General features: G+C 48.0%; 18 protein-coding genes. 2 read left to right on the top strand and 16 right to left on the bottom strand.

All coding sequences use genetic code 11. The features are described from left to right. Positions 1-7: 7 nt before the first annotated feature. Positions 8-562, bottom strand: a complete 555-nt coding sequence (locus AC0KH7_RS02315; protein WP_472370328.1) for an LPS-assembly lipoprotein LptE — start codon at positions 560-562, stop codon at positions 8-10. Continuing rightward, positions 562-3,195 (bottom strand): leucine--tRNA ligase, encoded by a 2,634-nt coding sequence (gene leuS, locus AC0KH7_RS02310; RefSeq protein WP_472370326.1) that lies wholly within the window; start codon positions 3,193-3,195, stop codon positions 562-564. The genes AC0KH7_RS02315 and leuS overlap by 1 nt, the downstream gene beginning before the upstream one ends. A gap of 74 nt (positions 3,196-3,269) precedes the next feature. Between leuS and AC0KH7_RS02305 the strand changes: the two genes are divergently transcribed. Further along, the gene (locus AC0KH7_RS02305; RefSeq protein ID WP_472370324.1) at positions 3,270-3,635 is read left to right on the top strand and encodes a zinc ribbon-containing protein; all 366 of its coding nucleotides are present in this window, start codon (positions 3,270-3,272) and stop codon (positions 3,633-3,635) included. Between the two features lie 62 nt (positions 3,636-3,697). On the opposite strand, the gene lnt is transcribed toward AC0KH7_RS02305, so the two are convergent. The 14 genes from lnt to AC0KH7_RS02235 form a co-directional block, all read right to left on the bottom strand. Beyond that, positions 3,698-5,188, bottom strand: coding sequence for an apolipoprotein N-acyltransferase (gene lnt / locus AC0KH7_RS02300; protein ID WP_472370322.1), 1,491 nt, complete (start codon positions 5,186-5,188; stop codon positions 3,698-3,700). A gap of 56 nt (positions 5,189-5,244) precedes the next feature. Then, positions 5,245-6,156 carry an HlyC/CorC family transporter gene (locus AC0KH7_RS02295; RefSeq protein ID WP_472370320.1) on the bottom strand — a complete coding sequence of 304 codons (912 nt, stop codon included), beginning with the start codon at positions 6,154-6,156 and terminating at the stop codon, positions 5,245-5,247. A 68-nt stretch (positions 6,157-6,224) separates the two neighbouring features. Continuing rightward, positions 6,225-6,707 carry an rRNA maturation RNase YbeY gene (gene ybeY, locus AC0KH7_RS02290; protein ID WP_472370318.1) on the bottom strand — a complete coding sequence of 161 codons (483 nt, stop codon included), beginning with the start codon at positions 6,705-6,707 and terminating at the stop codon, positions 6,225-6,227. Beyond that, the gene (locus tag AC0KH7_RS02285; RefSeq protein ID WP_472370317.1) at positions 6,704-7,672 is read right to left on the bottom strand and encodes a PhoH family protein; all 969 of its coding nucleotides are present in this window, start codon (positions 7,670-7,672) and stop codon (positions 6,704-6,706) included. The genes ybeY and AC0KH7_RS02285 overlap by 4 nt, the downstream gene beginning before the upstream one ends. Positions 7,673-7,732: 60 nt before the next feature. Continuing rightward, the gene (gene miaB / locus AC0KH7_RS02280) at positions 7,733-9,178 is read right to left on the bottom strand and encodes a tRNA (N6-isopentenyl adenosine(37)-C2)-methylthiotransferase MiaB (RefSeq protein ID WP_472370315.1); all 1,446 of its coding nucleotides are present in this window, start codon (positions 9,176-9,178) and stop codon (positions 7,733-7,735) included. A gap of 378 nt (positions 9,179-9,556) precedes the next feature. After that, a complete protein-coding gene (locus AC0KH7_RS02275) occupies positions 9,557-10,123 on the bottom strand; it encodes a type II secretion system protein (protein ID WP_472370313.1) in 567 nt (188 codons plus the stop codon). A 110-nt stretch (positions 10,124-10,233) separates the two neighbouring features. Continuing rightward, positions 10,234-11,283 carry a sensor histidine kinase gene (locus AC0KH7_RS02270; RefSeq protein WP_472370311.1) on the bottom strand — a complete coding sequence of 350 codons (1,050 nt, stop codon included), beginning with the start codon at positions 11,281-11,283 and terminating at the stop codon, positions 10,234-10,236. Further along, positions 11,283-11,882 carry a response regulator gene (locus AC0KH7_RS02265; protein WP_472370309.1) on the bottom strand — a complete coding sequence of 200 codons (600 nt, stop codon included), beginning with the start codon at positions 11,880-11,882 and terminating at the stop codon, positions 11,283-11,285. Before AC0KH7_RS02265 ends, AC0KH7_RS02270 begins: the two co-directional genes overlap by 1 nt. A 34-nt stretch (positions 11,883-11,916) precedes the next feature. Continuing rightward, entirely contained in the window at positions 11,917-12,693 is a 777-nt protein-coding gene (locus AC0KH7_RS02260; protein WP_472370307.1) for a type II secretion system protein, read from the bottom strand. Next, complete coding sequence (locus AC0KH7_RS02255; RefSeq protein ID WP_472370305.1) at positions 12,680-13,558, bottom strand: prepilin-type N-terminal cleavage/methylation domain-containing protein; 879 nt, start codon at positions 13,556-13,558, stop codon at positions 12,680-12,682. The genes AC0KH7_RS02260 and AC0KH7_RS02255 overlap by 14 nt, the downstream gene beginning before the upstream one ends. Beyond that, positions 13,555-14,544 (bottom strand): hypothetical protein, encoded by a 990-nt coding sequence (locus AC0KH7_RS02250; protein ID WP_472370303.1) that lies wholly within the window; start codon positions 14,542-14,544, stop codon positions 13,555-13,557. Before AC0KH7_RS02250 ends, AC0KH7_RS02255 begins: the two co-directional genes overlap by 4 nt. Before the next feature lie 164 nt (positions 14,545-14,708). Then, entirely contained in the window at positions 14,709-15,425 is a 717-nt protein-coding gene (locus AC0KH7_RS02245; protein ID WP_472370301.1) for a TorF family putative porin, read from the bottom strand. A gap of 192 nt (positions 15,426-15,617) precedes the next feature. After that, positions 15,618-16,094: a hypothetical protein gene (locus AC0KH7_RS02240; RefSeq protein WP_472370299.1), complete on the bottom strand. Its 477-nt coding sequence runs from the start codon at positions 16,092-16,094 to the stop codon at positions 15,618-15,620. Between the two features lie 209 nt (positions 16,095-16,303). Continuing rightward, positions 16,304-17,359 (bottom strand): porin, encoded by a 1,056-nt coding sequence (locus AC0KH7_RS02235; protein ID WP_472370297.1) that lies wholly within the window; start codon positions 17,357-17,359, stop codon positions 16,304-16,306. Positions 17,360-17,992: 633 nt separating this feature from the next. Here AC0KH7_RS02235 and nrdA point away from each other — a divergent pair. Continuing rightward, the gene (nrdA, locus tag AC0KH7_RS02230; RefSeq protein ID WP_472370295.1) at positions 17,993-20,275 is read left to right on the top strand and encodes a class 1a ribonucleoside-diphosphate reductase subunit alpha; all 2,283 of its coding nucleotides are present in this window, start codon (positions 17,993-17,995) and stop codon (positions 20,273-20,275) included. The last annotated feature ends 147 nt before the right edge of the window (positions 20,276-20,422 follow it).

Raw genomic sequence — 20,422 nt, 5'->3', positions numbered from 1 at the left:
GCGTTAATCATTTCGCTGGCTCGGCCCGCGCGCGATTAATCCGATCAATAATTTGCGAGGCGATATCCGCCGCCATCTGCTGCTGAATCGAACGCAACTCGCGATTTGAAGCCAAAGCGGCGGCGTTATCGATCCGTCGATCACGATACGTTTGAACAGACGTGTCGAGAATGTCTTTTTCGGTCGCCACTTCCTGCACTTGAATCGGTTGCGTCATTTTAATCAACTGTGACGCAGCATCCCCTTGACCACTGATACTGGTATTAGAAGAGATGTATTGGGTCGGCGAAAAACGCAAGACCACCTCGGCTTGCGCCACATTATCAACCACTTTTACGTCCGTTGACCTCAACTGTTGAGTCAAGGCTCGTAAAATATCCGAACGCACGCCGTCAGTACTTTCAAACTTAATGGACTTAAATCCCGCCACCGCATTCGGTCCGGTGCCTTTTAAGTGGAAACCACAGCCGTTCAAACTCATGCTCAGCGCGATCATGGTCAGCCAGGCGCCAAACATCCAGGCCTGGGAAAGTCGTCCAAACAACTCGCGAGTCGCAGCCATCAGCCTTTCACCACCAAGTTCACCAAGCGACCTGGCACCACGATTTCCTTAACGATTTCTTTGCCTTCGATGAATTTTTGCGCCTGCTCGTTGGCTTTGGCCGCGGCGAGAATCGTATCTTTGTCAGCGTCGGCCGCCACTTCCACTTTACCGCGCAACTTACCGTTCACCTGAATCATCATTTCAATTTCGTCTTTCACCAACGCGGCTTCATCCACTTTTGGCCAAGCCGCATTCAAGACCAAACCATCATGCCCCAGGGCTTCCCACAGAGCTTGCGAAATATGCGGCGTCATCGGCGACAGCATCAACACCAGGCTTTCCAGCGCTTCCTGCACCACCACACGTCCAGCGTCGGAATCGCCCTTGAAACGGCTAATATCATTCACCAACTCCATCATGGCGGCAATGGCGGTATTGAAATGCATACGACGCCCCATGTCGTCAGACACTTTCTGTAGCGTGGCATGCAACTTCAAGCGCAAGGCTTTTTGTTCCTTATCCAACCCCTCATTGTCTGCACTGGCGGCCACAACACCTTGTTCAACATGGCCTTGTACCAAACGCCAAACGCGGTTCAAAAAGCGATGCGCCCCTTCCACGGCAGAATCCGACCATTCCAAGGTCTGTTCCGGCGGCGAAGCAAACATAATGTAAAGTCGCAAGGTATCGGCCCCGTATTGGTCAATCAACACCTGCGGATCGATGCCGTTGTTTTTCGACTTGGACATCTTAATCACACCGCCGTACTGAACTTCAGTGCCGTCACTCTTCAAACGCCCTTTAATGACGGCGCCTTTATCGTCCTTGACCGGCTCGACATCCAGCGGTGAATACCAGGTTTGTTTGCCTTTTTCGTCTTGGCTAAACCAGCTTTCCGCCAACACCATACCTTGCGTCAACAGATTTTTAAACGGTTCGTCGGACGATACCAGTCCTTCGTCACGCATCAGTTTATGGAAGAAGCGTGCGTAAAGCAGATGCAGAATCGCATGCTCAATACCGCCGATGTATTGGTCCACCGGCAACCAATGGTCGGCAGCTTGTTTGTCCAACATCGCATCGCTGGTGGCACGCGAGGTATAGCGTGCGTGATACCAGGACGATTCGAAGAAGGTATCAAAGGTATCGGTTTCCCGCTTCGCCGGGCCACCGCATTGCGGACACTCGCAGCGCTTAAAGCTGTCGAGTTTCGCCAATGGCGAACCGGAGCCGTCCGGCACGATGTCTTCCGGCAAACGCACCGGTAAATCTTTTTCCGGCACTGGCAAAGCGCCACAGGCCGGGCAATAAATCACCGGAATCGGACAGCCCCAGTAACGCTGACGGGAAATCCCCCAGTCGCGCAAACGGAAATTGGTTTGTTTTTCACCCAAGCCAAGTTCACTCAAGGCTTTCGCCATTTCATGCAAGGCTTGTTTCGATTTCAAACCGTCGAATTGACCGGAGTTAATCAACACACCTTTCTCGGTGTAAGCGGCTTCGGATACATCCGGGGCTTCGTCCGCTTTCGGTGCAATAACGGTTTTCATCGGCAAATCGTACGCTTTAGCAAATTCATAATCACGCTGATCATGCGCCGGCACCGACATCACCGCGCCGGTTCCATAGCCCATTAGCACAAAGTTGGCCGCCCAAACCGGCAGTTCTTTGCCGGTCATCGGGTGCTTAACACGGATGCCGGTATCGACGCCTTTTTTCTCCATGGTTTCCATGTCCGCTTCGGCGGTGGAAATGTGAGAACATTCTTCAATAAACCGTTCCAGCGGTTCGTTGTTCAATGAAGCTTTACGGGCCCACGGATGGTCGGCCGCGACGGCCACATAAGTGACCCCCATCAATGTATCGGGACGAGTGGTATAGACTTTCAGGTTACCGTTGGACGCATCCAAACCGGACGCCACCGGGAATTCGATTTCCAACCCGGTGGATTTACCAATCCAATTCTTCTGCATGGTTTTGACCTGCTCCGGCCAACCGTCCAACTGATCTAAATCCTGCAACAATTCTTCGGCATAATCGGTGATCCGCAGGAACCATTGCGCAATTTCCTTACGCTCCACCGGTGCACCGGAACGCCAGCCTTTACCATCGATAACCTGTTCGTTGGCCAGGACAGTTTGGTCAACCGGGTCCCAATTCACCACCGACAGTTTGCGATACACCAGTCCTTTCGACATCAAGCGAGTGAACAACCATTGTTCCCAACGGTAATATTCCGGATGACAGGTGGCCACTTCTCGCTCCCAGTCATAGCCCAACCCCAGCGATTTCAGCTGATTGCGCATGTAGTCAATGTTCTGATACGTCCATTTTGCCGGCGCCACCTTATGGTCCATGGCGGCATTTTCCGCCGGCAAACCGAACGCATCCCACCCCATTGGCTGCAAGACATTTTTGCCCTGCATACGCTGAAAGCGCGACACCACATCACCGATGGTATAGTTACGGACATGCCCCATGTGCAGCTTACCGCTCGGGTAAGGGAACATGGAAAGACAGTAGAATTTTTCACGGCTGTCGTCTTCCGTGGCGGTGAAAACACCCTGCTCTTCCCAGACCTTCTGGATGGCCGTTTCAAGTGTTTGCGGTTGGTAATCGTTTGTCGGTTCAGGCATGGATTCTGTTGTCATGTCACGCGTTCTTTTTGGTATGATTAAAAGATAAATGAAATGCGGATGATTATAACAAATTAGAGGACCGATACATGAGCGAAAATAAAATGCTGGCCGCCTACCGCCACTTGTTGGAACAAGCCAAGGAATCCATGATTCGCGCCGACATGAAAAGCTGGGATTTGCTCGGTCAAGCCGTTGAGAAAGTCCAGCAGGAAGAAAGTGTTCTCGAGCAACTAACCGACAAACAACTGGAACAGGTTCAGGAGGATGTCAAAGCGGACATTCATAAAATCGCCGAATATCTAAACGACTTTGATAAAGGTGTAGAAGAGTTTGTCGATATGGATTTAGCGGTGATTGAAAAATACCTGGAAGAAAAAGCCTTGAGCCTGGCCGATCCGACGGAACTGATGATTTTACGTTTGCGCTTGAATGCCGCTATGAATGCCGATTGAGGAGGTTCAAGCTCACCATTAAAACCACCAGGCCTGGCCAAAACAGGCCTGATTCGCCACGTTCATGTGTCTTTAGTTTTTTCAGAACGGCCAGCTTGAAACTTCAACCACACCAACAGCCCCAACACACCGAACATCAAAATAAGAATCGGCCATTGGCGCCACTGCACAAACGGCGTTTCGCCTTCATAAGGTTGCACTTCGCCACGAAGCACTCCGACTTCATACGGCGGGATTTCCGCTTTCACCTGTCCATTGGTCCCAACAATAATGGTGTAACCGGTATTGGTACTGCGAGCAATCTCGCGCCCCAATTCCAAAGCACGCATTTGCACGTCCTGAACTTGTTGGGCCGGCTCTAAGGTATGGGCAAACCAGGCGTCGTTACTGACGGTAATTAAGAAGTCCGATTGGCGCGCAGAATCGATTAACTCTTCCCCAAACGCCATCTCATAACAAACCGACAAGCCAACCGAATATTCCCCTAAACGCATTGGTGCCTGGTCATCCGATCCCGACGTGAACTCGGAAAACGGAACATTAAACAATTCGCTTAAAGGCTGCAAGACACTCGAGAAAGGAAAAAACTCACTGAACGGCACCAAATGTTTTTTCTGATATTGCTGCTCGGGATTATGCGCGTTCACGATGGCGTTGTAATAATGACGATGCGATTCATCACGGGTGATGACGCCCAACAAAATATCGGTATCCAGCAACTTTGCATCCCGAATAAACGACCGCAAAGCACCGCGCGCCACCACATCGTAATACGCCGGCACCGCCGTTTCAGGCCACACAACGATGTCCGCATCCAGGTTTTGTTTCGTCAAACCGACATAGCGCTTCAGCGTGGGCAAGAATTCCTTTGACAACCATTTATCATCCTGCGAGACATTCCCTTGCAACAATGCCACGTCCACCGGTTTATCTTTGGGGGAAACCCATTCAACATTCTTTAAACTGGCGCCGGTCAACCATAACACGGCCAACACCAAACTCGCCCCCACCCAGGCTCGAGATTGCACCAACCAGAGCAAAATACCCGCCGTAATCGCCACCGCCCAACTGACGCCCAACACACCAAACACCGGCGCATAACCGTCCAACCAGGTCATCAAATGGGTATTGCCGGTCATCAAAAACGGAAAACCGCCGAATAAGGTTGCCCTAACCCATTCCGCAAACACCCAAACCGCCGGCATGACCACGACCCAGTTGAAACCTCGACGATGCGCGGTTTTCAAGCGGGCCACCAACCAGCCGGCTAAAATAAAATACAGAGTCAAAAACAAGATGAAACACAATACCGCCAGGACCGCCAGGACCAAATTCATTTCCGCGAACAGATAAATGCTGGAAATCAGCCAACTGACGCCGGTTCCGAAATACCCCAAACCAAACCCCAAACCGATTTGCATTGACTGAAACGGGGTTTCCGATTTTTGCCACAGCCAGAAAAGGCCGCCGAGTGAAATCAAGGCCAACGGCGCAATGGCGACGGGCGCATGCGCAAACACCATCAGCGCGCCTAGTAAAACGGCGCTCATCATCGGCTTATCAGGTTTAAAAAAGGAAAAGAGTCGTTTCATGGTGGGAAGCTAAAGCGTTATGACTTCTCCAGCGTTTCGGCGCTTTCAGGGGGTTCGAGTGACGCATCTGCTGACGCTTCATCTTCCTCGACCTCGTCAAACACCGAGCGTTCTTCAACCAAAAAGCTTTCCACGCGGCGCTCATCGGCCTTGAAGACGGTGAACTGAAGCCCTTCAATCTCAAACACTTCACCTTCTTCTGGAATTTTGCCAAGACGTTTGGAGACCATACCGCCGATGGTTTCCAACAGTTCATCTTCAAAAACGGTATTGAAGAATTTATTGAATTCATCCAGTGAGGTGATGGCTTTGACGGAATAGGCACCGGACAAATGCTTTTGAATATTATCTTCGTCTTCGTCGTGTTCGTCTTCAATGTCGCCAACAATCTGCTCCAGAACGTCTTCAATGGTCACCAGACCGGCCACTTCACCGTATTCGTCCACCACTAAAGCCATATGGTTGCGACTGTTCTTGAATTCGCGCAACAACACATTCAAACGCTTGCTTTCGGTCACCAAGGCCGGGGTACGATACAGTTCGACCAACTGGGATTTATCGGTCAACTCATGCTTAACCACGGCACGCAACACATCCTTGGCCAGCAGAATTCCGATGACTTCGTCGGTTTCGGCGGAAATCACCGGATAACGCGAGTGAGCGGCATCCAACATTTTTTCCAGAATGACATCCAATTCATCCGCTTCATCCACACAAGACATTTGTACTTTCGGAATCATCACATCGCGCACACGCGCTTCCGAAACGTTCAAAACCCCTTGAATCATTAAAAGCGCATCTTTATCAATCAAGTCTTGCGCTTGGGCTTCCTGCAAAAATGAATCCAAATCTTCCCGACTCTCCGGCTCGTCTGAAAAAAGCTTCGATAGCTTTTCAAACCACGAAGAGCCGCTACTACTGTCACTCATGGGTTTTTCTCACTCCCGTTACATTACACAATTGGTTTTCAGCCAAGTTATTGGCCTCGCGTTTAACCCTAATCTTTTTCATAAGGGCCTTCAAATCCGAGACCTCTCAGAATTTCCGTTTCCAGCGCTTCCATTTCATTAGCCTCATCGTCTTCCAGATGATCCATGCCTTGAAGGTGTAGGCAACCATGGACAATCATATGCGCCCAATGGGCCGTCATGGCTTTACTTTGTTCGGCGGCTTCCGTTTTCACCACCGCGGCGCTGATGATTAAGTCACCCAAATAAGGCAGTTCTTCGCCCAAATCCAGCAGGCCTGGTGGATTTTCAAACGGGAAAGACAGCACATTGGTCGGCTTGTCTTTACCGCGATAATCACGGTTAAGTTGTTGAATCTCGTCCCGATCCACCAAACGAATCGTTAATTCGGTTTCGCCCATTCCCCAATCTTCCAGTAACGCGGCGTCCACCCATTCAAGACATTGCTCGAACGTTGGTAAATCAGCTTCGTCGACTTCATTCGTCGCCACCTGAAAATCCAAATGTATCATTTTGCCGCACTCCTTCTGTCGAATTGATCATAGGCTTGAACAATTTTCTGAACCAGATTGTGTCGAACCACATCCTTGGATTGGTAGAAAGTGAAACCGATTCCCGGCACCCCTTCCAATACCTCAATCACATGTCTGAGACCGGATTTTTGGTTTTTCGGTAAGTCGCACTGGGTAATGTCACCCGTAATCACCGCCTTGGAACCAAACCCGATACGGGTCAAAAACATTTTCATTTGTTCGGTGGTGGTGTTCTGAGCTTCATCCAAAATAATGAACGATTCGTTTAAGGTGCGGCCACGCATAAAAGCCAAAGGGGCCACTTCAATCACATGCTTTTCCATCAAACGCTCAACCGTTTCAAAACCGAGCATTTCAAAAAGCGCATCAAATAGCGGTCGCAAATAGGGATCCACTTTTTGATTCAAGTCTCCGGGCAAAAACCCAAGTTTCTCACCGGCTTCCACCGCTGGACGCGTCAAAATAATTCGGCGCACTTCTTCGTTTTCCAACGCTTCCACTGCCGTGGCAACCGCCAAATAGGTTTTTCCGGTACCGGCGGGGCCAATACCAAAACTGACGTCGTAATCCTTGACCGATTGAATGTAATTGGCTTGATTGGCATTACGCGTACGAATGACTTTCTTGCGGGTTTTAATCAATAACTGCTCGTCATCCATGGTTTTTGCTTCTTCAAATCCGAGCGACTGAAGCGCCAAATGAATTCTTGGCGGGTCCAACACTTCTTTTTGCGCCGTATCATACAAGTCACGCAAAAACTGTTCAGCCTTGACAAGGCGATCACTCAAACCGGTCACACTGAACTGGAACCCGAGGTGGTTGATTTCCACCCCCAAACGCAGCTCCAGCTGCGACAAATGCTCACTCTGCCAGCCACACAGGTTGACCAGAGCGTCGTTGTTTTCAGGCGATAGATAAAATTGTACGGTATGAAGCGTCGTCAAAGGGCGTAACCACAAGTAAAACGAGTGTTAAAAATTCATCATAATGAAAATGATAGTAGATTACAACGCATAAAATTGACGCTGCTCAAACTTGTCGGCTTCGGGGGTTGCAATCAATTTCCCCTTCAAAGAATTCGTATAGGCTTCTTCAATGAAAACATCGACAAACTGCCCGATCAGTTCCGGAGCACCTTCAAAATTCACCACTCGATTGTTCTCCGTTCGCCCGGAAACCTCACTGGCGGAGTTTCGCGACAAACGTTCGACCAAAACACGCTGCGTCGTGCCAACCATCGCCTCGCTAATGGCCGCCGTTTGCTCATTCAATAGGGTTTGCAGCGCCTGCAGGCGACGCTTTTTAGTGTGCATATCAACATCATCCGGTAAACTGGCGGCCGGCGTTCCCGGGCGCGGACTATAGATAAAACTAAAAGAGCGGTCGTAGTTCATATCTTGAACCAAAGCCAAGGTTTCTTTGAAATCATCACAGGTTTCACCCGGGAAACCGACAATGAAATCACCGGACAAGCTCAGGTCTGGTCGAATTTGGCGAATTTTACGGATGGTCGCCTTATATTCCAACGCCATGTGATTGCGTTTCATCATCGCCAACACACGATCCGATCCGGATTGGATCGGCAAATGCAAATGCGACACCAATTCCGGCACTTCCGCATAGCAGTCGATCAGGCTTTGGGTCATTTCATTCGGGTGAGAGGTGGTGTAACGAATACGGTCAATCCCCTCCACTTCGCGCACGGCATGAATCAAAACGGCCAAATCGGCCATATCGCCATCCGGCATCTCACCGCGGTAGGCGTTTACGTTCTGCCCCAGCAGGTTCACCTCACGCACACCTTGTTCTGCCAGCGCTTCCACTTCGGCCATCACATCGGCGAACGGCCGACTGAACTCCTCCCCGCGCGTGTAAGGCACCACGCAGAAAGTACAGTACTTGGAGCAACCTTCCATGACGGAAACAAACGCTGACACGCCATTCGATTCCGGAGCGGCCAAATTATCAAACTTCTCGATTTCTGGAAACGAAATATCAATCACGGCACGTTTTTTAACTTTACGGTTTTGAGCACTTTCATCACGCAAAGCCAAAGCTTCGTCAATCATCGCCGGCAAACGGTGCAGTGTCTGCGGGCCAAAAATCACGTCCACCAAAGGTGCGCGTTGACGAATCACATCCCCTTCCTGAGAGGCGACACAACCGCCCACGGCAATAATGCGATTGCCTTTTTCCGCTTTCCATTTTTTCCAGCGCCCCAGTTCGTCAAACACTTTTTCCTGAGCTTTTTCACGCACGGAACAGGTGTTCAAAATCAGCATATCGGCGGCTTCCGGCGTTTCCACCAGCGCCAGGCCGTAGGTTTTTTCCAGAAGTTTTGCCATGCGATCCGAATCGTATTCATTCATCTGACACCCGTAGGTTTTTATGAATACGCCTCCGGTGAACGGGGACTCGTGCGCTTGTAATGCTGAACTTGATACTGACATATACGTGACCTTAAACCACCAACAACCTTAAAACTTTCGCCTTTTTTAGGCCGATTTTGTTGATTCAAGCCCGAAAACTTCATAAATTTGCGCTAAGATCGCGCCGGACCTTGTTTTCACAAGGAAATTTTCGAAGAAGTGTCGTATCCACGATTACGACCGACTGAGAAAATATTTCTTGTGGAATCAAGGAGCAAGCGAGATGGGGCTTAATTTATGAACTTTCGGGCTAGATAATAAAATTCAAAAATTAGGGCAAGTATTCTACCACAGCGAATACCGCGACATCGAACTATTGCATGACATCGCGCAACACGGACGTCAGAAAGCAAAAAACCCGTCAGAGACGGGTTTTTCATATCGGAATATCAAAAGCGATTACAATCGATAACACAAGTCGTAAGTGGCCGTTCCATCAATCACATAATCCTGATCATTGCTGCTCTGTATCGCGCCCCGATTAGCCGCACCATCGTCAAACTGACGATCAACAATATCGGCCACATCCCCCGGCATATTCATAAAACAAACAAAACTCCCCTGGGCATTATCATAAGGATTTTGTTTCACTTCAACCCTGCCCCCAAAAGAATGCGTCGGCGACAAATTACCCGAGCCTTTCATCAAGCCCGCTTCTCTTAATTGCGCCCAAAAAGCGCCATTCTCACCATCTTCCAACTGGCCATCACCATCGCCCGCCTCAGTAGCCGTGGCAATGGAGGAATCTTTATCATCACCCGGCATCACATTGTAACGATCCTTATACGTCGACACAGCCGAAATTATGTTCTGGGCATCGTTATTCACATTTTTCACCTTGGCACCCCGAATCATCTCCTGCCCTTTCAAGACTCCCCCTAAGACCAGGCCGACAATCACCAGTACAATGGCTATTTCAACCAACGTAAACCCACGTTGTTTTGAATTGTTATGTGTTTGCGCCATGCTTCTTCCCCAGACATCAAAAATAAAAAACCGCATAATTTTAGTTTAATTCTCCAAAACAATCAGCAAAAGAGTAAAAGTTATTTAATCTTTTCACTGAGTTACCGCGTTTAAAATTGCACAATAAACCCGAATCGCTCTTCGGTGTGTTCCAACTGAATCGAACCACCAATGGTCGATAGTAATTCACGGGCAATAAACAGCCCAAGCCCCATGCCACTGTCCGAGGTCGACCAAAAAGGCTCAAACAGACGCTCCACCGGGACATTTAACTCAAAGTTTTTTTCGTAAATATACAGGCGAACTTCACAGGCTTCGCTGATTTCAATATGTACTTGCTTTTCATAGCAGCCGTGATCTTTAAAGTTTTCCAGCACGCTTTTAACCACCTGATCAAAAAGCGTCCGGGACAACTCGCACTCTGCATCGCCCTGCAAACAATAATGCAACTCCAGCCCTTTGGCAACTTTATGCACCTCTTTGGCCAATGAAAAACGTTCAACATCCTGCAAAGGCTTGTTTGGCTGAGTCATCTGCTGAATGGTTTTATCCGCCCGTTCCGTCACCGTCGGCATCATCGTTTTCAAATGTTCAACCAGCGTGATTTTCTGTGCGTCGGTTTTCGTCCCCTTGACCTGCTCGGACAAAAGCATAATAAACTGAGCAATATTTTTAATATCATGTTGCACAAACAGCTGATATTTTTCCAAACGCTTCTGAGACAACAAAAACTCCGAGGTTTTGCCGGACACATCCAATTCCAACAGTACCTTGAAGTTTTGCAGCACTAGGTTCGCCAGTAACAGGTTTTCCCCGCGAATACGCCCTGATGTCAGGTTCAAGCGAATACTGATTCCCCACTCGGCAATACTGATTGGGTAAGATTCCGTTCCGGACTCACCATGCTGAATGGCTTTCCGCTCACCAAACCATTGAATTTCGCCTTGTAGACTCTTAAATCCTGCGGCTTCCAAAATCGGCCAGGCCTGATCGACAAAATCCAGAACATCCTGATTGACCTGACGATTAATCAGATAAAGCCTTAACAAATAGTCTCGCAAACGATTACTTTGCAGTCGCAAATACAAGATCACGGCAAACAGAGTGATGCCCACCAGCAGCAACCCCAAAGCCAAGTCAATACTAGGCTGAATGGGCATCAGTCGCGCTCCAACCCGTATTTATTAATCAGGTAATAGACGTTTTCGCGCTTCAACCCCAAACGCCGTGCAACTTCATGCACATTAAAATTGGTATCACTCAAGACCTGTCGCAATAATTTCAACTCGGCGGCGTTGCGGGCTGATTTCACCCCAACGCCCATCTCCAAATCCAACTCGACTTTTTGAACGCCTTCCTGCTCTTTTAGCTTTTGGGCTTGCGCCAAAAAGAGCATGGCACGCTCGATGGCTTGCGCCAATTGCTCATTCGACACCGGCTTGGCCAAAAAATCAAAGGCGCCGTGCTTAATCGCTAAGTAGGAAGTGGCATCCGCATCCTGCCCCGTCAATACAATCACTTTAATGCTTTTAGTCGAATCCGCCACCCAATCCAGCACCTTCAACCCTTCTTCCGCTGAGTGTTCATTCGGTGGCATCCCCATATCCAATAACACCACATCAATCGTTTCGGCTTCCAGGATATCAATGGCTTGGCTACTGGAAGCCGCTTCATAGGCATCATAGCCAAAGCCCTTGACGGAAAGGGCCAACATACCTCTCAAGGCTAAATCATCATCCACTACTAAAACATTTTTCATGCTCACCTCTTTGTTTCACAACACCACTCCTGCGCTATAGAGCGCCAGGGTGGTTTTTCATATAATGCGATTTAATTTCATAGGCCGACACCCCAACGATTTCATCATCAAAGAAACCATCTTGCCCCGCCAAAGGCGCATAACCACCTTGCCAAAAAAAACGATTCCCGTCACAATTTTCTTGCTCCTGGGCAGGTCGGTCCATGCAAGCCGGCAAACCACGCTGATTAAACGCCACCAACAAAAGTGGAACCGCTTCCAACTGCATTGGCGCAGAACCATCGCATGACGCCCCGCCGCTGGCACACACATCGTAATTCCCGACCCCACTTTCAGATGCCGTCGGAGGCGTATTCAGTATGAACACCGGCAAATTTCCACCGGCACAACTGATTCCGCAAAAAAAACTGGCCGAACGAGTCGAATCCTGCAACGCCGACAACGATGTCGCTTCAGCATTGACAACATAATGCAATCCAACGCCAAACCCATCGCGGACATCCGCCAATCGCAAACCAATATCACGATAAGGCACGTCGCCGGAAACCGCTTCGCAGGCTTGATTGGTTCTGTTTTCCAAGCCATCCCCCGTCGTATCCGGGCAAGGTAAAAAACCATTCACAACCAAAAACGACAACAAGGCTTGCTTGGTTTGTGCCAACGCCTGTTCGCTCTCAGTGTATTTCACTTGCTCCCGCTGCGAACTCAACACCGACAAAGCACCGGCGGCCAGCAAGCCAACAATCATCAACACCAACGCCAGTTCGACCAGTGAAAACCCCGCTTGCTGTTTAGTCTTAATGCGATTCAAAGCCATTCACCTCAACCATCGCTTGCTTGACATCAAATACATTCAGCCAACTTAAAAAGTCATCTTGCGGGCGGCCCCGGTCCAAACGGAAATCCGCATCGCCATCGCAATTTTCCAATTCCATGGCATTCGTCATCGTTTGATTATCGCAATTTAACCAGGCCTGCTCGCCATTTCGCCCAAACGACACCACCATCGCGACAATCCCGTTATCGAGTTCATCGCCCTGCGCATCCAACACCACCATATTCTTTAGCCCGTCGGCATTGTCCACTCCCACCGGCGGCGTGTCCAGGCTAAAATACGGCGGCGCATCCACGCTTCTCGGCTCATGGTCAAAATCACATTCGCTCGGGCAAGCCCCATCGGCTCGGGCATCGCCGCAATCACAATAGAACAGCTTCGTATCGGGACAAAAGCCCGACTCGCTCGGACGCGAACGCGGCCCTTGCTGCCCGAACACACTGGCGGTTTCACATACATCATTAATATCGTCTTTATTTTCAGACCGCGCGTTCACTCGATAATAAAATGGATTCCCCCAAGCATCCTTCGTCGGCACCCCCAGCTGAACCGACGGCAAAAAACCGGATCGCTCTTTACAGGTATCACTGGAAGAACGGCGATCCTCATGCCCATCTCCGTCGATATCCGGGCAAGGCAAATACCGATTCACTTTTAAAAAGGTCAACAAACTGTCTCGAATTTCTTGAACTTGGAGGCGCGTTTCCTTGGATTTTTCGGTATAAGTGGTCACACCCGTAAACTTTAAATAACTTCCCGCTAACAAACTGATCAGCAACAAAGCGAGCACCAGCTCTATCAACGAAAACCCGGCCGCCGGATTTTTCGATGACATCATCATGAACACTCTCCCAGCCAAGCACGCCAGCCGCTGCCGGATGGATTATCTTCAGCATCATAGTCATTCAACCAATACGCGGATTCCAGCGGCACTTCGGCCAAACGTTGCTGCTGGGAGCATAAGCGCCCCAGCATCGACTCTCGCCACTCATCCAAAGTAATCCCGACCACCAAATCATTCACGCCAATATTTGCATTCGACTCACTGAAAAAGAAACGGTCACCATCCGCATTGCCATTTACCCGAGCGCCGCTTTCATCATAGCGTCGATCCAAATAATCTCCGATTCGAGCTTGAGCATTACCGGCCTGCGTTCGATCTTGCGCGTAGCCATCCGGAAACACCTTCACGGCATTCGGGAAAATAATCAACGCCACATAACCTTCACGGCCATTCAAGTCAATCCAAGGTGGCGTACCATCTGGAAGTACACTCGAACCCGAATCCGGCGCTTGCGCTGGACTCAATGAAGGATTCAACGGCGCATAACGACCCGTTGAACCATTATTGTAAGCGTTATTTCCGTTCACAAAACGCTCATCGACCACATAATAAAACTGCTTAGGCTGCAAACCCCCGAAAAAAATATTACGCGTCGTAAAACCGATTGGTAAAAAACCATACACAAAACCGGTCGTATCGTCGGAACTATTTCTCGGGTTACCGCAAGACGTTTCCGCACCGAGTACCGAACCGTCGCCGTCCAAGTCCGGACATGGAAAGTATCCCAGGCCTGGTATTTTTTCAGATTCTTTATAGGTACGGGTATTGGAGTGCAGGTCACTTAAATAAAGTTCCGGTTGAAATTGCGCATACTTGAGCAACTGCTGCTTAACATCGTTCAATTGATGCAAGGCTGTCAGGCGCGTTTGATCTTGATTTTGAAACAACCAATTTTTGGCATACAGCCCGAAAAAAGCGGTCGCACCGAGCACCATGATCACGATGATCACGCCAAAAACAAAACCGGATTGATTGCGCGTCAAATTAGCCCCTCCCTATCTCAAAGCTAAAATACACAGAAGTCCAGCCGCATGCAATGTAAAAGATTTTTACGTCAGCGCGAGTGTTCAACAATAACTGAGGTTCGTAAAAACAAAAAAAGCGGGCCAAGGCCCGCTTAAAACTAACTATAAGGAGGAATAAATGCTTATTTGATATCAAATGTTGTTGAGATACCCAAAATCAAATAGTTTTGCAGGTAACCGTCGCCATCGGCATCTTCTTCCCAGTTACCCGTATAAGTAATGGAACCATCTACACTTTTGAACAGTTCACGAGAGTACGTTAGGTTCAAATAAGTGTTCACCGCACCGTCTTTGGTTTCACCAGTAGACATGTCCCAATCATCGTAACCAAGTTCAGCCGAAATCGGCCCGATATCGCCACTTACATTTACATTGTAGTAATTGGTTGTTGAATCACCGTCAGAGTTTTCAGCATCATAAATACCTGGGTTAAACGCTAAGGTCACACCACCGAAACCAACAGATAGGTTCAATTCGTTATACATATCATCAAAGGCGTTAGTATAGAAATAACCGATATAACCGATACCTAGATCAACACCGCCGAAGCTACCGCCCCAACCGCCATAAGCATCAATTTCCATACCGTTTTGACCTTGGTCACCCTCATCAACATTAGATGCCCAAGTACCAAGATAAAAACCTGAATCAGATTCATAGTCAATACCGCCTTGACCGGCTGCGCCTGTTTGTTTAAGACCACGGAAGACATACGTTGAAACCGCACCCATATTTCCAGTCACGCCCGCTTGAGTGGTAGCCGGTGCAACAGAAACCGCCGCAGAAGAAGCGATGGCCATGGAAACTAAAAGTGACTTAACAGAAAAGGTTTTTTTCATTTTGATACTCCAAGTTTTACAGATAATGACTTAATAAAAATCAACCACTATATAGAAAGGAGCGTACCAAAAAACTAAAAATACTTAAGTAACAATAACTTAATAAAACAATGCGCAAATAATTGAGGAATAATTAACAAAAATAACGCATTTCTGTAATATATTGCACCATAATATTTTTTTTGCACCAAATCACCACAACTTATTGCCTTGCTGCTCTTGCTCTAACACCCACTCCTGAAAGGCCGGCGGACCATAAGCCAAGGTCAATGGATTTTTTTCCAAAACGGACACTTCCGGATCCTGCATCTGATAAATCAAAGGGCGCATTTTTTGTTCAGCATGTTGCATCAACCATTGCAAGGTTTTTGGTGGAATCTCTCGCCCTACCGGGACAGCCAAGTCGACATCCAAGCCTTGCCAAGACAGGACTGAATCCAAAACCAAAGCGCCGCACTCGTTAGGACGAAAATCATCCGGTAAAAAACTTCCGGACTTCACCCAGGCACATTCAAATTTTCGACATGGATCCACCGGACGATTATCATAATCATCACACCCTTCCCCCGTACTGTGCGGACATGGATGCCCCGGATAGGCTTCACAGCCTTTTACCGTTATCTGTACCCAACCATCACAACAGGCCGTGCAAGGCTGACATTGACGCATAACATTCCCCATTCATTAATTGTCATGATTTTGTAATTCAATTGTGACATATCATAACATAAGCCCAGACCACTCACCGCCAGGCCTAGCGAAAATGGTTTGTGCAACAAATCAGTGTAGACCCCATATTTTTAGCCAAAAACAAAAAAGCCCCGCATAAGCGGGGCTTCCGTTTTTAACTTAGCGACTTGCTAGTGCAAGCAACTAAATTAGAACTTGTGAACCAGACCAATAGAGAAAGCACTTGATTCAGACTTATCGCTATCGCCAGCAACTACTGAACCATCAGCTGTTGCAACTTTGTCTAGGTAAGCATATTCTGCATACACTTTTGTTTTCTTGCCTAGAGAGTAGTCTAGACCCAATGCATAGTTGGTAGAATCATCATACTTCTCGCCGTTCGCTTTATCACGATCCACTTGAGAGATCTTAACTTTAGGCATGAAGTTACCGATTTTGTAACCAACGTTTGCTTGGATGTTAGTACCTTTTTTCTCAGAATCATCAAGCGCTTTACCAGAGAAATCTTGATACATCAAGTTAGCCACTAAACCTGCAATCGTGTACTGAGCTGACAAACGAAGTTCATTCGCTGACTCACCAATAGCGTCTTTAGCCCAGATGTTGTAAGCACCTGACAAGAATAAACCTTTCTTCTTAGAACCGTACATAGCTGCGAATGACATAACATCAGACAAACTAGCTTCTTTATCCGTATTATTGTTTGGAACAGACTTACCTTTAGGCACAAACGCCGCAAGTAATTTAACGCCGCCGAAAGAAGGTGATACATAGGCTAAAGTGTTTGAAACACGATCTTCACCACCTTTACCAGTTACACCCAGACCACCAGACATTGGCTTAAGATCCGCCAAGCCAGAGTCGTTAAACAAGTCTTTTGGTTGAGACATTTTGAAAGGCGTATCGTGACGACCGGCCAAAACTGTACCGAAACCACCAGCCAAACCTACATATTGGTTACGACTCTTAAGGCCTTCACCGTCGTCGATATTGACTTGAAACTCTAGTTTATAAACGGCTTTTAAGCCATTGCCCAAATCGGAAGAACCCTTCACACCGATACGCGATGCACGAGAATTAATTTGTGTACCAGATTCAGTTTTAACCTTATCACCAGCAGCGTCTTTAACGTCGTACTGTTCAACGGCCATATTGATTTTACCGTAAACGGTAGGAGCGTCAGCCATAGCGACAGGAGCGGCGATAGCAGAAGCAACTGCTAGAGCAACAATATTCTTTTTCATGGAATAGTTTCCTATATGTAGTTAGTTTTGAAATTTGCCCACGCAATGTGAACTTGCTGGCAACTATATTGAGTTTCAGAGAGCTGCGCAACCTTTTTTCAAAAAAAAACAACAAAAATTGCATGTGTTGTTTTTTTACAACACAATTCGTGAGTTTACTTACCCTTTAACGCATGAAGCCCGCGTTCTAAAAAGCGCCGGCCTTCACTTCAATAAACTGTATGTCTAAATGTTTACCCCCCTCCAAAATAAAAAACCATCTCGACAGAGTTGCCATTAAATTTTTCTTTTTCATGTATTCGTTTTTTTAATTTCGCCACCGAAATTCGCTTTCTTGTCATGTGTGTCAGAAGGTTAAGCGTTCGAAAAGCCCGGCCGGCCGCGATTCGTAATTTTTACCCCAAAATGTTTATTGGGGGCGTCATCCTCTTCTAGCAAATTTTTTATCAATTTTGGTTATTTTTTAGGCTTGATTTACACCATGGTTTGCACTATATTTTGTTAAGGATTTAGATTGTCTAACTATATATAGTGTAAAATTCAAAATATAAGCACTAGGTTACTTTTCCCTTTTTAAGTCCCACTATACGATACTCATATAACCAACTGAAAACATTAAAAAGATTGCGAACTATGTCTAAAGAAACCATGAACGTCACAAAACGCAACGGTAAAACCGAGCCGATTGATTTAGAAAAAATCCACCGCGTCATCACTTGGGCGTCGGAAGGCTTGGAAAACGTTTCCGTCTCCGAAGTCGAACTTCGATCTCATATTCAATTTTACGACGGCATGAAAACCGCCGACATCCATGAGACCATTATTAAATCCGCTGCCGATTTGATCTCAGAGTCCGCGCCGGATTACCAGCACTTGGCGGCACGTCTGGCGATTTTCCACCTTCGCAAGAAGGCCTTTGACCGCTTTACCCCACCCACTTTGTTTGAACACGTCAATAAAATGGTCCGCAATCACCTATATGACACTCAACTATTGGACGACTATACAAAAGCGGAATTCGACGAACTGGACAACTACATCAAACACGAACGCGACATGAACTTCAGTTACGCCGCCGTGAAACAGTTGGAAGGCAAATACCTGGTTCAAAACCGCGTGACCGGCAAAATTTACGAAAGCCCGCAATTTATTTATATGCTCATTCCAATGAGTTTGTTCGCCCATTATCCGAACGAAGCAGAAGAAGGCAAAACCCGTCTGGATTACATTAAGCGCTTCTACGATGCGGCCTCGAATTTTAAACTGTCACTGCCAACGCCAATTATGTCCGGCGTTCGTACCCCGACACGCCAATTCAGCTCTTGCGTATTAATTGAATGCGGTGACTCGCTGGACTCCATTAACGCAACATCTTCTTCCATTGTGAAATACGTTTCACAACGTGCCGGAATTGGCATCAACGTGGGTCGCATCCGCGCTCTCGGCAGTGAAATTCGTCACGGCGAAGCCTATCACACCGGGATGATTCCCTTTATCAAGCACTTCCAAACCGCTGTCAAATCATGCTCGCAAGGTGGTGTTCGCGGTGGCGCCGCCACACTGTTCTACCCAATCTGGCATTTGGAAGTGGAATCGCTCGTCGTTCTGAAAAACAACCGTGGTGTGGAAGAAAACCGCGCTCGCCACTTAGACTATGGCGTACAAGTTAATAAGCTGATGTATCAACGCATGATTGAAGGCGGCAACATCACGCTATTCAGCCCTTCCGACGTTCCTGGGCTTTATGACGCTTTCTTTGAAGATCAAGACGAATTCGAACGCCTTTACAGCATTTACGAAGCGGATGACAGCATCCGCAAGAAAACCGTCAAGGCACTGGACCTTTTCACTCAGGTCGCGCAAGAACGCGCTCAAACCGGTCGCATTTATATTCAAAACGTCGACCACTCCAACACTCACAGTTCATTCGACCCGAAAAAAGCGCCGATTCACCAATCCAACCTGTGTTTGGAAATCACGCTACCCACACACTCGCTGGATTCGGTTGAAGATCCAAACGGTGAAATCGCTTTATGCACCCTTTCCGCGTTTAACCTGGGTGCGTTGGAGAGTCTGGACGAACTGGCCGAGCTTTCCGATCTGATCGTCCGTGCACTGGACAGCCTACTGGATTATCAAGACTACCCGGTTGAAGCCGCACGACGTGCCAGCATGGGGCGCCGTACCCTAGGCATCGGCGTCACCAACCTGGCTTATTATCTGGCCAAAAACCATGCGAAATATTCCGACGGTTCCGGCAATGGTCTGGTTCACCGCACCTTCGAAGCCATTCAGTATCATTTGCTATCCGCCTCTTTGAATCTGGCGAAGGAAATGGGTAAATGCGAATGGTTTGAAGACACCAAGTACGCGCAAGGCATCCTGCCGATTGACACCTATAAAGCCGACTTAAACGAAGTCTGCGATGAACCGCTGCACCTGGACTGGGAAACACTACGCGAGGACATTCAAAAACACGGCCTGCGCAACTCCACCATGACAGCGCTCATGCCATGCGAAACCTCCTCGCAAATCACCAACTCCACCAACGGAATCGAGCCGCCGCGCGGTTACGTTTCGGTAAAAGCCTCTAAAGACGGTATTTTGAAACAAGTTGTACCCGGCTTTAAAGAACACAAAGACGATTATGAACTGCTATGGCAAATTCCAAACAACAAGGGTTACTTGCAACTGGTGGGCATTATGCAGAAGTTCGTTGACCAAGCCATTTCCGCCAACACCAACTACGATCCCGCCACCTTCGACGAAGGCCGCGTTCCGATCAAACTGATTTTGCAAGACTTGCTCTACGCCTACAAAATGGGCTTAAAGACGCTTTATTATCACAACACCCGCGACGGAGCCGACGATTCTCATGATGATGACGGTTGTGCCGGCGGTGCCTGTAAGCTTTAAGCCAAAGCACAAACACACAACTCAATAAAAAAGGCGTTCTTCGGAACGCCTTTTTTATTTGTCTATAAGTTGCTTCAAGTTGTTTCTTCCGTGCAACTCTCAGGAAGAAGACTTTACAACTCGCCACAGCATTGAAGCATCCTACAA

It is taken from the genome of Hydrogenovibrio sp. (assembly GCF_965140365.1).
Classification (GTDB): domain Bacteria; phylum Pseudomonadota; class Gammaproteobacteria; order Thiomicrospirales; family Thiomicrospiraceae; genus Hydrogenovibrio.
This window is presented reverse-complemented; position numbering and strand designations above follow the sequence as displayed.